Origin of the sequence: Amycolatopsis sp., from assembly GCF_035546795.1 — a bacterium.
GTDB lineage: Bacteria > Actinomycetota > Actinomycetes > Mycobacteriales > Pseudonocardiaceae > Amycolatopsis_E.
This window is the reverse complement of sequence record NZ_DASZWC010000004.1, coordinates 146,688-160,199: the sequence shown is the minus strand read 5'-3', so window position 1 is coordinate 160,199 and position 13,512 is coordinate 146,688. Positions and strand designations below refer to the sequence as shown.

Genomic DNA, 13,512 nt, shown 5'->3' with positions numbered 1-13,512 from the left:
AGCCCAGACGTTTCGCCTAGCTAACTACCTGGAGCGGCTCCAGGCGAGCTGGGTGAGGTGGCGCTTGGTGATCCGTTCGTCGCCGATCAGCCGGGTCAGACACCGGAACAGGCCGGCCCTGGCGTCCGGCGGGAGGGCCCGGTGGTTCGAGTACGTGGCGAGCAGGTCCTGATACTCCCGGCCCGAATACGACTTTTCCCATTCATAGCGGGCGAAATGGACGGGTCCGAACCGGTCGGAGTCGGTGAATTCCTTGTCGTCGAACGGGATTTCCGCCGAGGTTCCCAGCCGCAGATTCGGCGGGGTGTCGGGATCGAAGCGGTCGTAGCACTGCTGGGCTGTGGCGAAGAACTCGGTCGAACCGCCCGCGATGTGGTGTGTCGAGATCACCGCGAGGACGCCACCGGGCTTCAGGACGTCGGCCGCCTTGGTCATCCGGATCGCGGGGTCGATCCAGTGGAAGGAGGTCGCGGCGACCACCGAGTCGACGCGCGGCTGGGGCAGCGGCAGATCCTCGAAGGCCGAGACCACGACCTCGACATCCGGGAACTCCACGAGCTTGCGGCGTGCGATCGCGGCCATCTCCGCGCCCAGTTCGACCGCGGTGATCGCATGGCCTGCCCGCGCGAGCGGCAAGGTCAACTGCCCGGTGCCGCAACCGATTTCCAGCACCCGGCGCCCGAGCACGGACTCCAGATCAGCGAACAGCTCCGCCGGGTAACCAGGCCGCGCGCGGTCGTACAGCTCCGCGTCCTCGGTGAAGGTGGCGCGCAACCGCTCCCGGTCCGGCGCCACTCAGCTGACGGCGTCGCCCGGCTTCACGCGCGGCTTGGGCATCCGCAGCTTGCGGATCTGGCTCGCCCGGACGAACGCGTACCAGCCGATGGACCGGCCGTTGACGGTCTCCTTCGGGAATTTCTCCCGCGCCAGCTTCGCTATCCGCCGCCCGGACAGGAAGCCCTCGACGACCATCGCCAGCAGCATCAGCGTGCACAGCAGCGTCGCGTACTGCTGGATCCTCGGGTACGGCACCAGCAGCGCCACGAACACCAGCACCGCCAGCGGCATGAACAACCCGAGCAGGTTGCGCCGCGAGTCGACCACGTCGCGCACATACGCCTTGACCGGGCCCTTGTCCCGCGCCAGCAGGTAGCGGTCGTCGCCGGCGGCCATCCTGGCCTGGCGTTCCTTCGCGGCGGAGCGCCGCTCCTCTTTGCTCTTCGGGTTCGCCTTGCGAAGCTCCTTGTTGCGCCTCATCGCCTCGCGCGTGGTGCGCGGGGGAGGCGCGACCGGGCCGCGGCGCTTGCCCTCGGCCTCGCGGCGCTTCGGGGTGGCCCGTCCCTTCGCGGGTGTGACCCCGCGAGTGTGAGATTCGACGCTTTCGGCCACCTCGGCGGCATCGTTGTCCGGGGTGTCTTCGGTGGCAGTGCCACTACGGCGCAGGAACCTCACCGGGCCAGGATATTCCAGACTGCCCCGTTGGTGTTCAGCCGGTCGGAACATGTGCGACGATGAAAGCCGGGAACAGAACGGATGACCACGATGTTGGCCTGTTGTAGGAGGCATCCGTACCCGCCACAGCAACACCTGAGGGAGAGCCATGACGACCGCTGACACCGGCGCCCCACAGACCGAGGTCACGCACGGCGTGACCTTGACCGAGACGGCCGCCGCGAAGGCCAAGGCCTTGCTGGAGCAGGAGGGCCGTGACGACATGCACCTGCGCATCGCCGTCCAGCCCGGTGGCTGCGCGGGTCTGCGCTACCAGCTGTTCTTCGACGAGCGCGAGCTCGACGGCGACCTGTTCCGCGACTTCGACGGGCTGCGCGTGGCCGTCGACAGGATGAGCGCCCCGTACGTCCAGGACGCGGTGATCGACTTCGTGGACTCGATCGAGAAGCAGGGCTTCACGATCGACAACCCGAACGCCACCGGTTCCTGCGCCTGTGGAGATTCCTTCCACTGACCTGCAGTGCATCGGCGCCCGCCTGCGGAACTGCGCCATTGCACTGACCCAAGCAGAAAAACGGGCGCCGGTCTCAGTGAGACCGGCGCCCGTTTTTCCTGTGTTCAGGCGTAGTCCTCCAGGCCGGCGACCTGTGCGTGGCACTTCTCGTTCACCGTCCAGTCCCGCGGGGCGGGGGGCCGTGGCGTCGTCGCAGGGCGAACCCGCAGGTCCGCCGGGATGTCGGCGCAGTCGTTGATCAGCTCGGCCAGGTTTTCCGGCTCTGTCGTGGTTTCCACGGGACCGACGCTAAGCGGTCTCGGCCGGGACGCGACACCCTTACCAGACGGTAGTGTCGTCCAGTGGCAGTCAAATACCTCTGATGGGCGACAGGACAGGGAGAACTGGTGACAGCCAACGCCCGGATCGCAGTCTCCGGCAGTATCGCGACCGACCACCTGATGCACTTCCCCGGCAGATTCGCCGAGCAGCTCATCGCCGAGCAGCTGCACCGCGTCTCCCTGAGTTTCCTCGCGGACGACCTCGTCGTCCGCCGCGGCGGCATCGGCGCGAACGTGGCCTTCGGCCTCGGCGTGCTCGGCGTCAAGCCGATCCTCGTCGGCGCGGTGGGGCAGGACTTCGCCGACTACCGCTCGTGGCTGGAGCGGCACGGCGTGGACACCTCGGGCGTGCTGGTCTCCGAGGTCGCGCACACCGCACGCTTCGTGTGCACCACCGACGAGGACCTGTGCCAGATCGCCACGTTCTACGCGGGTGCCATGGCCGAGGCCCGCAACATCGAGATCGAGCCGATCGCGGAGAAGCACGGCGGCCTCGGCCTCGTGCTGATCAGCCCGGACGACCCGGAGGGCATGCTGCGGCACGCCGCGGAGTGCAGGCAGCGCGGCTACGAGTTCGCCGTCGACCCGTCGCAGCAGCTCGCGCGGATGGACGGTGAGCAGGCGCGTGCCTTCGTCACCGGCGCGAAGTACCTGTTCACCAACGACTACGAGTGGGAACTGCTGCGCCAGAAGACCGGCTGGAGCGAGTCCGAAGTGCTCGACCACGTCGGCATCCGGGTCACCACGCTCGGCGCGGACGGCGTGGAGATCGTCGCCCCGGAGGGCTCGTTCAAGGTCAGCGCCATTCCGGAGACCTCGAAGGCCGACCCGACCGGCGTCGGCGACGGGTTCCGCGCCGGCTTCCTCGCCGGCCTGGACCGTGGCCTGTCGCTGGAGCGGGCCGCGCAGCTGGGTTCGCTGATCGCGGTGCTGGTACTGGAAACCGTCGGCACCCAGGAGTGGACCCTGGACCGCCCCGCCGGGCTCAAGCGCATCGCCGACGCCTACGGAAATGACGCGGCCGTCGAGATCGCCCCGGTCCTGGGCGCCTGAGCAAAAAGGAAGGCCCCCTGCCGCGGCAGGGGGCCTTCTTCATGCGCGGGTCAGATCCGCACCGGGTAGACCGGCTCGGGGATCTCCGGCTTGATCCGGTGCTCGACGAAGATGCCGTGCCAGAGCATGAACACCAGCAGCGCCCAGATCCGGCGGCTGTGGTCCAGCGTGCCCGCCTTGTGCTCCTCCAGCAGCCGCAGCACGGCCGGCTTGTCGATCAGCTGGTCGGTGCGCGAGTCGTTGACGATCCCGCGCGCCCAGTCGTACATCTCGTCGCGCAGCCAGATCCGGATCGGCACCGGGAAACCGAGCTTGCGCCGGTTGAGCACGTGCGCCGGCACGATCCCGTCCAGCGCGCGGCGCAGCGCGTACTTGGTCGTCTCCTTCGTCACCTTCTGGTCCAGCGGGATGCCGGCGGCGACCTTGAACACCTCGGCGTCGAGGAACGGCACCCGCAGTTCCAGCGAGTTCGCCATGGTCATCTTGTCCGCCTTGACCAGGATGTCCCCGCGCAGCCAGGTGAACAGGTCCACGTGCTGCATCCGGGCCACCGGGTCCCAGCCCGCCGAAGTCCGGTAGTGCTCGGCGGTGACGTCCTTGTGCCCCACGCCTTCGGTGAACGTCCGCAGCACTCCGCGCAGCTGGTCGTCGCGGAAGATCCGGGCGTTGCCGTAGTAGCGCTCCTCCAGCGAGAGCGAACCGCGGCGAAGCAGGTCCTTGCCGCGCGTGCCCTCGGGGATCCGCCCGGAGACCTTGCCGAGCAGCTTGCGCACACTCCCGGGCACCTTTTCGAACGGTGCCAAGGAAATCGGCTCGTTGTAGATGGTGTAGCCGCCGAACAGCTCATCCGAGCCCTCGCCCGAAAGCACCGCCTTCACGTGCTTGCGGGCCTCGCGCGCGATGAACCACAACGGCACCAGCGCCGGGTCGGCCACCGGGTCGTCGAGGTACCAGACGATGAGCGGCAGCACGTCCATCATCTCGTCCGCGGACACCGTGCGGATCACGTGCTTCACCCCGATCGCCGCCGCGGATTCGGCCGCGACGTCCACCTCGGAGTAGCCCTCGCGCTCGAAACCGGTGGTGAACGCGATCAGGTTCGGGTTGTGTTCCTTGGCCAGCGCGGCGATCGCGGTGGAGTCGATGCCGCCGGAGAGGAACGCGCCGACGGTGATGTCCGGGTCGGCGATCATGTGCTTGGCCACCGAATCGCGCATCACGTCGGCGATCCGCCCGTGCAGCGCCTTCGCCTCGGCCTCGGTGTGCACCGGCTGCGCGTTGAAGCGCGGGAAGAAGTACCGCTCGATCTTCGGCTCGCCGCCCGGGGTCACCGTGAACGACGTGCCCGACTCGATCCGGCGGATGCCGGTGTGCAGGGTTTCCGGCTCCGGCACGTACTGCAGGGTCAGGTAGTGCTGCAGCGCCGTGGTGTCCAGTTCCTCTTCGAGACCGAGCACCCCGGACAGTTCCAGCAGGCTCTTCTTCTCACTGGAGAACGCGACGCCGTTCGGGCCCGAGGAATAGAACAAGGGCTTGATACCGAAGGGATCCCGCGCGCCCCGGAGCACCTTCTCGTCCGCGTCCCACAGCAGGAACGCGAACATGCCGCGCAGGCGGGCGACGGCTTCGGGGCCCCAGTAGTGGAAAGCGGCGACGATCGCCTCGCCGTCGCCTTCTGTGGCGAACTTCGCATCGTGTTCTTCGATCAGCTGTTCGCGCAGCTCGAGATAGTTGTAGATCTCACCATTGAAGTTCAGCGTGTAGCGGTGCGGAGACTCCGGCGGGCCCCAGACCAGCGGCTGGTGCGCGTGCTCCACGTCGATGAACGCCAGCCGGTTGAACCCGTACACGACTTCGGCATCGGCCCAGGTGTCGGTCTCGTCGGGGCCGCGATGACGCTGGCAGCGCAGCGCCGCACCGACCGAAGCACGGGCGTTCGCCGCGCCGTTCTCAGTGGGACAGACCAGTCCGAGCAGGCCGCACACGTGTACTCACACACCTCTAGGTCGTGACCGGATAGTGAGGGCCAGTATGCCGGGTGGCCCCGCCACGAACGGTTACCCCTTGCTCAGCGGGACCACGGAACTCAGCTAGGCTCCCGCTGTCACGCCAGAATTCGAGGAGGCCGGGGTTGAAGAGGGTCGGTAAGGTCGCCGCGCTGGCCGGGCTGGTCGCTCTGTTCGCGACCGGGTGTTCCGGGGACGAGGTGCTGCGCTTCGGCTGGCCGGTCGGTGTCACCGAACAGGCCGACAAGATGCGCTGGCTGTGGACCTGGTCCGTCATCGCCGCGCTGGTCGTCGGTGTCATCGTGTGGGGACTCATCTTCTGGGCCTCGGCATTCCACCGCAAGAAGAAGAACGCGGATCCCACGGATCTGCCCCGCCAGTTCCAGTACAACGTGCCGCTCGAGCTGTTCTGCGTCATCGTGCCGCTGGTCATGGTCTGCGTGTTGTTCTTCTTCACCGCGACCACCGAGAACCAGGTCCTGGACAAGGTCGACGATCCGGACGTCACGATCAACGTCACCGCGTTCCAGTGGAACTGGGAGTTCGACTACCCCAACGAGGCCAAGGACGCGACGGGCCAGATGATCCGTACCGTCGGCAGCTCGACGGAGATCCCGCTGCTGGTGGTGCCAACGGGCAAGACCATCCAGTACAACCTGCGCTCGACCGACGTCATCCATTCCTTCTGGGTGCCGGAGTTCCACTTCAAGCGCGACGTGTTCCCGTACCCGGAGAAGAACAATCAGGACTCCTCGTTCCAGAACACGATCGACAAGTCCGGTTCGTTCGTCGGCCGCTGCGCCGAGCTGTGCGGCACCTACCACTCGATGATGAACTTCGAGGTCCGCGCCCTGCCGGACAACCTGTACACGCAGTACATTCAGTTGCGGACGCAGGTCAACCCGGCCACCGGGCTGCCGAACACGGCGTCCGAGGCGCTGAGCGCGATGAACTGCGGAGAGCTGTGCACCCCGCACGCGGTGACCACGCAGCCGTTCAACACCGACCGCACCGCGCGCTGAGCGTTGGAACAGGAGTGAGGACAGCTTCATGAAGGTCGAAGCTCGGATTTTCGACATCGTCACGGTGTTCGCCTTCTTCATCGCGATCGTCTATGGCGTGACGACGTACTACTGGAGCGGGTACGGCGTCGAGCCGGTCGGACTGGTCGCGCTGATCCTGACCGGCGGCCTGGCGCTGATCGCGGGCAGCTACATGCGGTTCATCTCGCGCCGCATCGACTCCCGCCCCGAGGACCGTGAGGACGCCGAGATCAGCGACGGCGCGGGCGAGCTCGGGTTCTTCAGCCCGGGCAGCTACTGGCCGATCGGACTGGCCGGCGCCGCCGCGTTCACCGGACTCTCCCTGGCGTTCTTCCACGTCTGGATGGTCGTGATCGGCGGGGTACTGATCCTGCTTGCCGTCGGCGGCCTGGTGTTCGAGTACCACACCGGCCCCGACGAGCACGAGTGACGTAGAGCCAACGTAAGAAGGCCCCCGCCGGACCGGCGGGGGCCTTCTTACGTTGGCTCGAGGGTCAGCGGAAGGCTGACCAGCGGGTCAGCAGCTCGGCGGCGGCACCGGAGTCGATCGCCTTGGCGGCCTTGTCCAGCCCCGCCCGCAGATCGTCGGTGAGCGAACCCGAGAACCCCCGGTGCGCGGCCAGCGCGCCGGCGGCGTTGATCAGCACCGCGTCACGCACCGGCCCGGTCTTGCCTGCCACCAGTTCCCGCACCACTTCGGCGTTGACCTCGGCGTCACCGCCGCGCAGATCTTCCGCCGTGGCACGGGGAATGCCCAGTGCGGCCGGGTCGAGGTGGTCCTCGAAGACCTCGCCGTCACGCACCACCCACACCGTGGTGGTGGTCGTGGTGGTGATCTCGTCGAGCCCGTCGTCGCCGCGGACCACGAGCGCGGAAGTGCCGCGGCGCGCGAAAACTCCGGCCATCACGGGTGCCTTGTCCGGGTACGCGCAGCCGATCAGCCCGGCCGAGGGCTGCGCGGGGTTGGTCAGCGGGCCGAGGAGGTTGAACGTGGTCGGCACGCCCAGCTGGCTGCGCACCGGGCCGGCGTGCCGGAACGACGGGTGGAACACCGCCGCGAAGCAGAACCCGATGCCCAGTTCGGCAAGGCAGCGTTCGACGCCGTCCGGCGGCAGGTCGATCGCGACGCCGAGCGCCTCCAGTACGTCGGCGGCACCGGACTTCGACGAGGCCGCCCGGTTGCCGTGCTTGACCACCGGCACCCCGGCGCCCGCCACGACGAGCGAGGCCATCGTCGAGATGTTCACCGAACCGGACCGGTCACCGCCGGTGCCGACGATGTCGACGGCCTTGCCCTCGACCCGCACGCGGTGGGCGTGCGCGAGCATCGAGTCGGCCATCCCGGCGATCTCGGCAGGCGTCTCGCCCTTGGCGCGCAGGCCGATCACGAACCCGCCCATCTGCGCCGGGGTGGCCGCGCCGGACATCACCTGGTCCATCGCCCACGCCGTGTCGGACTCGGTCAGATCCGTGCCGTCGATGAGCTGGTTGAGCAGCGCCGGCCAGGTCTTCTGATCGCTCATCCGGACATCACGCGCGCACTGCCGGGACCCGCTGGCCCCGCAGCACGTCCGCGACGGTCTCCGCCGCGGTCAGCGGGTCGAGCGGGTGCACCAGGACGGCGTCGGCCTGCGACCAGGTGGCCAGCCAGCGATCGTCCTTGCGCCGCACCGCGATCACGATCGGCGGGCAGTCGTCGATCTCGTTCTTGAGCTGACGGCACAACCCGATCCCGCCGGTGGGCTGTGCTTCGCCGTCGAGGATCGCCAGATCGAGATTTCCGGCGTCCATCTCGGACAGCACGTCGGCCACGCCCGCGGCCTCGACGTACTCCACCCGTCCGAGGTCCGTGGCGGGCCTGCGGCCGATCGCGTTCACGATCGACTCGCGGACTTCCGCCCGGTGGCTGAACACCAGGATCCTCATCGGCTGCTCGGTCACGTCAAGCCTCCGGCTTCGTCGCTGTACTGATGGTCCGATGCTAGCCGTAACCGGACTGCTCACCCAGAGCCAGTCGGTTGCAACGCGTCCCAGCCGAGGGAATCCCCGCCGAGCCGCTGCGCGAGCCCGGCCATCCGCGAACGCTCCTGCGCGCAGTGCAACGCGTCGAGCACCTGGACACGTAAGGCATGCAGGGTGGCCGTGCCCCCGGATTGGGACACCGTGCGCAATTCCCACCCGTCCTGCGCCAGAATCCCTGCCGCCTCGGCGATCCGCGCCGACGGGAGCGTCAGATGATGGCGCAGCACCGCGGGTTTCCCGGCGGCCCAAAGGTGTGATCTCGCCAGCACTGCCGAATCCGCCTCCGCGATGTCGAAGGCTTCGGCCACCACCACCAGTCCCGGCGCGTCCAGGGACAATTCGGGCTCCGCGTCGCGTCTGACCAGGTCACGAAGCCGATCGAGCAAACTCACCGCTGTCTCTCACCCTCTGCATTCGTCGATGTGACCAACTCACGGGGCGACCCTGCCGGGCAGGTCCTTTCGCCGGAGGACATAATGCGACTCGTGACAACGGCAGCTCCCAACATCAGCCAGCGGGTGCACTCGCTGAACCGGCCGAACATGGTCAGCGTCGGCACAATCGTGTGGCTCTCCAGCGAGCTCATGTTCTTCGCCGGGCTGTTCGCGATGTTCTTCACTGTCAAGGCGCAGAACTCCAGTGGCGTCTGGCCGCCGATCAACCCGGCCACCGGCGAGCCGATCCACCTGGACATCCCGTACTCGCTGCCCTTCACCATCATCCTGGTGGCGTCCTCGTTCACCTGCCAGCTCGGGGTGTTCGCGGCGGAGAAGGGGGACGTCTACGGGCTGCGCCGGTGGTACGTCGTCACGCTCATCATGGGCGCGATCTTCATCGGCGGCCAGGTGGGCGAGTACATCAGCCTGATCAACGAGGGCGTGACCATCCCGTCCAGTGCCTGGGGTTCGATCTTCTTCATCGCGACCGGGTTCCACGGACTGCACGTGCTCGGCGGGCTCGTCGCGTTCGTGTTCCTGCTCATCCGCACCAAGCTGAGCAAGTTCACGCCCGCGCAGGCCACCTCGGCGATCGTCGTGTCCTACTACTGGCACTTCGTCGATATCGTCTGGATCGGCCTGTTCGCGGTCATCGAGATTCTGCCCTGACCGCGTAAGCCCCCGGAACTCCGAACAGCAAGGGTTGCCGCAAGATGACCACCACGAAGAAATCCTCCAAGCGCCGCTTCGGGGCGCGCACCAAGCTGCGCAGGCGGATCGCCGGCCTGCTGGCGCTGGGCGTCGCGCTGATCGGTGCCGGCGCCGTGTACGCGGTCTTCGTGCCGAAGGCACAGACCGCGCAGGCGCAGGGGGACCCGGCGCAGGTGCGCCTCGGTCAGCAGGTCTACAACAACACCTGCATCACCTGCCACGGCGCCAACCTGCAGGGCGTGCAGGACCGCGGGCCCAGCCTGATCGGTGTCGGCGACGCCGCGGTGTACTTCCAGACTTCCTCCGGCCGGATGCCGATGGTCCGCCAGGAGGCGCAGGCCGAGCGCAAGCCGCCGCTGCTGACTCCCGAGGAGATCGACGCGGTCGGCGCGTACATCCAGGCCAACGGTGGTGGCCCCGAGCGGCCCGCCGAGACCGGTGCGGCGCTGCAGGGCTCGGACCCCGCGCGCGGCGGTGAGCTGTTCCGGCTCAACTGCGCGTCCTGCCACAACTTCACCGGCCGCGGCGGTGCGCTTTCGGCCGGCAAGTTCGCGCCCGATCTGGACCCGGCCAGCGAGGACCAGATCTACACCGCGATGCTGACCGGCCCGCAGAACATGCCGAAGTTCTCCGACCGGCAGCTCACGCCGGACGAGAAGAAGGACATCATCGCGTACGTCAAGTCGGTGTCGGGCACCAACAACAACCCGGGTGGTGACGCGCTGGGCGGGTTCGGTCCGGCGTCGGAAGGCGTCATCGCGTGGATCGTCGGTATCGGGGCACTGATCGGCGTGACCCTGTGGATTGGATCGAGGGCATGAGTAACGAGGGGCAGCAGGACCTGCCTTCGGACGCGGAGCTGGCCGAGATGGACCGTGACCAGCTGGTCAAGCTGGGCGGCAAGCTCGACGGCGTCGAGATCGTCGACTACCCGGAACCGTGGCCGGTCAAGGGCACGCGCGCGGAGAAGCGCGCCGAGCGGATCGTGGCGCTGTGGTTCGCCATCGCCGGTATCGCCGGACTGGCGTTCGTGGTCGGGCTGATCTGGTGGCCGTGGCAGTACAAGGCACCGAACCAGGACGGCACGTTCCTGTACTCGCTCTACACCCCGGTGCTGGGCGTGACGCTGGGCATCACGATCCTGTCGCTCGGGATCGGCGTGGTGCTCTACACCCGCAAGTTCGTCCCGCACGAGATCGCGGTGCAGCAGCGCAGCGACAACGAGGGCAAGGGCTCGGCGGAGATCGACCGCAAGACCATCGTCGCCCACCTCGAGGACGCCGGCGTGCGCAGCACCATCGGCCGTCGTTCGCTGGTCAAGCGGAGCATGGGCTTCGCGGGCGGCGCGCTCGGTCTCGGACTGGTCGGCCTCCCGGTGGCGTCCTTCATCAAGGACCCGTGGAAGGACTCCAACGGCCCGGACTCGCTGTGGCACACCGCCTGGCAGCCGCAGCACGAGGGCGAAGTCGTCTACATGCGGCGCAACACCGGCAAGTCCAGCGAGATCCGGCTGGTCCGGCCCGAGGACCTCGACGCGGGCGCCATGGAGACGGTGTTCCCGTTCCGCGAGTCCGACCGTGACAACGAAGAAGCGCTCTCCGCGGTGTTCATGCGCTCCGACGCGCCGGTCATGCTGATCCGCCTGCGTCCCGAGGACGCCAGCCGCGTGGTCAAGCGTGCGGGCCAGGAGGACTTCAACTTCGGCGAGTACTACGCCTACACGAAGGTCTGCAGCCACGTGGGCTGCCCGACCTCGCTGTACGAGCAGCGGACCAACCGGATCCTCTGCCCGTGCCACCAGTCGCAGTTCGACGCACTGCACTACGCCAAGCCGATTTTCGGTCCGGCGACTCGCGCTCTGGCCCAGTTGCCCATTACCGTGAACGAAGAGGGGTACCTGGTCGCGCGGGGCGACTTCATCGAACCCGTGGGCCCGGCCTTTTGGGAGCGCAAGTCATGAGTTCACTCACCACGCCGACAAAGGGGTCCAGCCCGATCCAGCGGCAGGTCAACGAGGCCGCCGAGAACGCGGATCAGCGGTACCACCTGGCCAAGGGCCTGCGGCACCAGATGAACAAGGTCTTCCCGACGCACTGGTCGTTCCTGCTCGGCGAGATCGCGCTCTACAGCTTCATCATCCTGATCCTCTCCGGTGTGTACCTCACGTTGTTCTTCGACCCGTCGATGGCCGAGGTCACCTACAACGGGAGCTTCCACAACCTCCAGGGCGTGGAGATGTCCCGGGCGTTCGCCACCACGCTGGACATCTCGTTCGACGTCCGCGGTGGCCTGTTCGTCCGGCAGCTGCACCACTGGGCCGCGCTCGTCTTCGTCGCGGCGATGATGGTGCACATGTTCCGGATCTTCTTCACCGGAGCGTTCCGCCGGCCGCGTGAGGCCAACTGGCTCATCGGTGTGCTGCTGCTGGTGCTGGGCATGTTCGAGGGCTTCTTCGGCTACTCGCTGCCGGACGACCTGCTCTCGGGCACCGGTATCCGCGCCACCCTGTCCGGCATCGTGCTCTCGGTGCCGATCATGGGCACCTGGCTGCACTGGGCGCTGTTCGGCGGGGAGTTCCCCGGCAACCAGATCATCCCCAGGCTGTACACGATCCACATCCTGCTGCTGCCCGGGATCATGCTGGCGCTGGTCGGCGCCCACCTGGCGCTGGTGTGGTACCAGAAGCACACGCAGTTCCCCGGCGTGCGCCGCAAGGAGACGAACGTCGTCGGCATCCGCATCATGCCGGTGTTCGCCCTCAAGGGCGGCGCGTTCTTCGCGATGGTCACCGGCATCATCGCGTTGCTGGCCGGCATCTTCCAGATCAACCCGATCTGGAACATCGGCCCGTACAACCCGTCGCAGGTCTCCGCGGGTTCCCAGCCCGACTGGTACATGGCCTGGGCGGACGGGATGCTGCGTATCTTCCCGGCGTGGGAGCTCTACCTCGGCAACTACACGGTCCCGGCGGTGTTCTTCGCCGGTGCGGTCGGGATGCCGATCCTGATCGGGTTGCTGCTGGCATACCCGTTCATCGAGCGAAAACTTTCCGGGGACACCGCGCACCACAACCTGCTGCAGCGGCCGCGTGACGTGCCGGTGCGAACCAGCATCGGTGTGATGGCGCTGGCGTTCTTCATGGTCATCGAGGCTTCCGGCTTCAACGACATCATCGCCGACCAGTTCGACATCTCGCTGAACGCGACCACGTGGGCGGGCCGGATCGGGGTGCTGGTGGTGCCGCCGCTGGCGTACTTCCTGACCTACCGGTTCTGCCTCGGCCTGCAGCGCGCCGACCGCGAGGTGCTCGAGCACGGCATCGAGACGGGCATCATCAAGCGGCTGCCGCATGGTGAGTTCATCGAGATCCACCAGCCGCTGGGCGGGGTGGACAGCCACGGGCACGCGATCCCGCTGGAGTACCAGGGCGCGCCGGTGCCGAAGAAGATGAACAAGCTCGGTGCCGCCGGCCGTCCGGTGCCCGGCACGCTGCTGGCGCCGGACCCGGTCGAGGAGGTCGAGGCGATGGACCGCGCCCGTGGCAACGGGCACGGCAACGGCGAGGTGGCTGCCACCGACCAGGTCGCCGCCGGTCAGCACGCGGAGCACTAGAAGGCGAGTACGAAAACGGCCGCCCCCCACCGGGAGGGCGGCCGTTTTCGTGTCCCGGGTCAGTCCTCGGCGCCGAGCGCGAACGCCGATTCGGTGTCGGCGGTCGAGTAGGACCGGAAAGCGATGTGCGTGTCGGTGTCGATCACGCCCGGGACGCGGCCGATCTTGCCGGGGATCAGGTCCGCCAGGTCCTCGTGCGTGCGCACGTTGACCATGGCGATGAGGTCGACGTCGCCGGCGCACGAGTACACCTCGGCGACGCCCTCGATGTCCGCGATCGCCTGTGCGGTCTCGGGAATGCTGTCCGCCACGGCATGAATCAGCACGAACGCGGTGATCACT

General features: G+C 67.7%; 16 protein-coding genes. 8 read left to right on the top strand and 8 right to left on the bottom strand.

The window, feature by feature from the left end; genetic code table 11:
- Positions 1-24: 24 nt before the first annotated feature.
- Together VHD82_RS05950 and VHD82_RS05945 are read right to left on the bottom strand one after the other, a co-directional pair.
- Entirely contained in the window at positions 25-795 is a 771-nt protein-coding gene (locus VHD82_RS05950) for a class I SAM-dependent methyltransferase (protein ID WP_325697818.1), read from the bottom strand.
- Positions 796-1,452 carry a DUF3043 domain-containing protein gene (locus VHD82_RS05945; protein WP_325697816.1) on the bottom strand — a complete coding sequence of 219 codons (657 nt, stop codon included), beginning with the start codon at positions 1,450-1,452 and terminating at the stop codon, positions 796-798. It abuts the gene before it with no gap.
- Positions 1,453-1,600: 148 nt separating this feature from the next.
- Here VHD82_RS05945 and VHD82_RS05940 point away from each other — a divergent pair, with 148 nt between their 5' ends.
- Positions 1,601-1,966 carry an iron-sulfur cluster assembly accessory protein gene (locus VHD82_RS05940; RefSeq protein WP_325697813.1) on the top strand — a complete coding sequence of 122 codons (366 nt, stop codon included), beginning with the start codon at positions 1,601-1,603 and terminating at the stop codon, positions 1,964-1,966.
- 104 nt (positions 1,967-2,070) lie between these two features.
- Here VHD82_RS05940 and VHD82_RS05935 read toward each other — a convergent pair whose 3' ends face one another.
- Positions 2,071-2,244: a hypothetical protein gene (locus VHD82_RS05935; protein ID WP_325697811.1), complete on the bottom strand. Its 174-nt coding sequence runs from the start codon at positions 2,242-2,244 to the stop codon at positions 2,071-2,073.
- Between the two features lie 108 nt (positions 2,245-2,352).
- On the opposite strand from VHD82_RS05935, the gene VHD82_RS05930 reads away from it, so the two are divergent.
- Positions 2,353-3,339, top strand: a complete 987-nt coding sequence (locus VHD82_RS05930; protein ID WP_325697809.1) for a carbohydrate kinase family protein — start codon at positions 2,353-2,355, stop codon at positions 3,337-3,339.
- A gap of 50 nt (positions 3,340-3,389) precedes the next feature.
- Here VHD82_RS05930 and asnB read toward each other — a convergent pair whose 3' ends face one another.
- Positions 3,390-5,324 carry an asparagine synthase (glutamine-hydrolyzing) gene (gene asnB / locus VHD82_RS05925; RefSeq protein ID WP_325697804.1) on the bottom strand — a complete coding sequence of 645 codons (1,935 nt, stop codon included), beginning with the start codon at positions 5,322-5,324 and terminating at the stop codon, positions 3,390-3,392.
- 146 nt (positions 5,325-5,470) lie between these two features.
- Between asnB and VHD82_RS05920 the strand changes: the two genes are divergently transcribed.
- Positions 5,471-6,367 carry a cytochrome c oxidase subunit II gene (locus VHD82_RS05920; protein WP_325697802.1) on the top strand — a complete coding sequence of 299 codons (897 nt, stop codon included), beginning with the start codon at positions 5,471-5,473 and terminating at the stop codon, positions 6,365-6,367.
- Positions 6,368-6,395: 28 nt separating this feature from the next.
- A complete protein-coding gene (locus tag VHD82_RS05915; RefSeq protein WP_325697800.1) occupies positions 6,396-6,818 on the top strand; it encodes a cytochrome c oxidase subunit 4 in 423 nt (140 codons plus the stop codon).
- 64 nt (positions 6,819-6,882) lie between these two features.
- Here VHD82_RS05915 and trpD read toward each other — a convergent pair whose 3' ends face one another.
- Genes trpD through VHD82_RS05900 form a run of 3 tightly spaced genes read right to left on the bottom strand, consistent with a single transcriptional unit; the run spans position 6,883 to position 8,802 of the window.
- On the bottom strand, positions 6,883-7,911 hold the full coding sequence (gene trpD / locus VHD82_RS05910; protein ID WP_325697798.1) for an anthranilate phosphoribosyltransferase: 1,029 nt from the start codon (positions 7,909-7,911) through the stop codon (positions 6,883-6,885).
- Positions 7,912-7,918: 7 nt separating this feature from the next.
- Complete coding sequence (locus VHD82_RS05905) at positions 7,919-8,329, bottom strand: hypothetical protein (RefSeq protein ID WP_325697796.1); 411 nt, start codon at positions 8,327-8,329, stop codon at positions 7,919-7,921.
- 59 nt (positions 8,330-8,388) lie between these two features.
- On the bottom strand, positions 8,389-8,802 hold the full coding sequence (locus tag VHD82_RS05900; protein WP_325697794.1) for a hypothetical protein: 414 nt from the start codon (positions 8,800-8,802) through the stop codon (positions 8,389-8,391).
- Between the two features lie 84 nt (positions 8,803-8,886).
- On the opposite strand from VHD82_RS05900, the gene VHD82_RS05895 reads away from it, so the two are divergent.
- The 4 genes from VHD82_RS05895 to VHD82_RS05880 are packed head-to-tail and all read left to right on the top strand — an operon-like array spanning position 8,887 to position 13,170.
- Positions 8,887-9,516 carry a heme-copper oxidase subunit III gene (locus tag VHD82_RS05895; protein ID WP_325697792.1) on the top strand — a complete coding sequence of 210 codons (630 nt, stop codon included), beginning with the start codon at positions 8,887-8,889 and terminating at the stop codon, positions 9,514-9,516.
- A gap of 44 nt (positions 9,517-9,560) precedes the next feature.
- Positions 9,561-10,379, top strand: coding sequence for a cytochrome c (locus VHD82_RS05890; protein WP_325697790.1), 819 nt, complete (start codon positions 9,561-9,563; stop codon positions 10,377-10,379).
- Positions 10,376-11,518 (top strand): ubiquinol-cytochrome c reductase iron-sulfur subunit, encoded by a 1,143-nt coding sequence (locus tag VHD82_RS05885; protein ID WP_325697788.1) that lies wholly within the window; start codon positions 10,376-10,378, stop codon positions 11,516-11,518. The genes VHD82_RS05890 and VHD82_RS05885 overlap by 4 nt, the downstream gene beginning before the upstream one ends.
- Positions 11,515-13,170, top strand: a complete 1,656-nt coding sequence (locus VHD82_RS05880; protein WP_325697786.1) for a cytochrome bc complex cytochrome b subunit — start codon at positions 11,515-11,517, stop codon at positions 13,168-13,170. Before VHD82_RS05885 ends, VHD82_RS05880 begins: the two co-directional genes overlap by 4 nt.
- Before the next feature lie 59 nt (positions 13,171-13,229).
- On the opposite strand, the gene VHD82_RS05875 is transcribed toward VHD82_RS05880, so the two are convergent.
- Complete coding sequence (locus VHD82_RS05875) at positions 13,230-13,511, bottom strand: Lrp/AsnC ligand binding domain-containing protein (RefSeq protein WP_325697784.1); 282 nt, start codon at positions 13,509-13,511, stop codon at positions 13,230-13,232.
- Between the last annotated feature and the right edge of the window lies 1 nt (position 13,512).

Bases quoted from the DNA above. Each gene is read 5' to 3' on its own strand.
- VHD82_RS05895 (WP_325697792.1), top strand. From the start codon at position 8,887: ATGCGACTCGTGACAACGGCAGCTCCCAACATCAGCCAGCGGGTGCAC.
- VHD82_RS05880 (WP_325697786.1), top strand. From the start codon at position 11,515: ATGAGTTCACTCACCACGCCGACAAAGGGGTCCAGCCCGATCCAGCGG.
- VHD82_RS05890 (WP_325697790.1), top strand. From the start codon at position 9,561: ATGACCACCACGAAGAAATCCTCCAAGCGCCGCTTCGGGGCGCGCACC.
- VHD82_RS05940 (WP_325697813.1), top strand. From the start codon at position 1,601: ATGACGACCGCTGACACCGGCGCCCCACAGACCGAGGTCACGCACGGC.
- VHD82_RS05915 (WP_325697800.1), top strand. From the start codon at position 6,396: ATGAAGGTCGAAGCTCGGATTTTCGACATCGTCACGGTGTTCGCCTTC.
- VHD82_RS05885 (WP_325697788.1), top strand. From the start codon at position 10,376: ATGAGTAACGAGGGGCAGCAGGACCTGCCTTCGGACGCGGAGCTGGCC.
- trpD (WP_325697798.1), bottom strand. From the start codon at position 7,911: ATGAGCGATCAGAAGACCTGGCCGGCGCTGCTCAACCAGCTCATCGAC.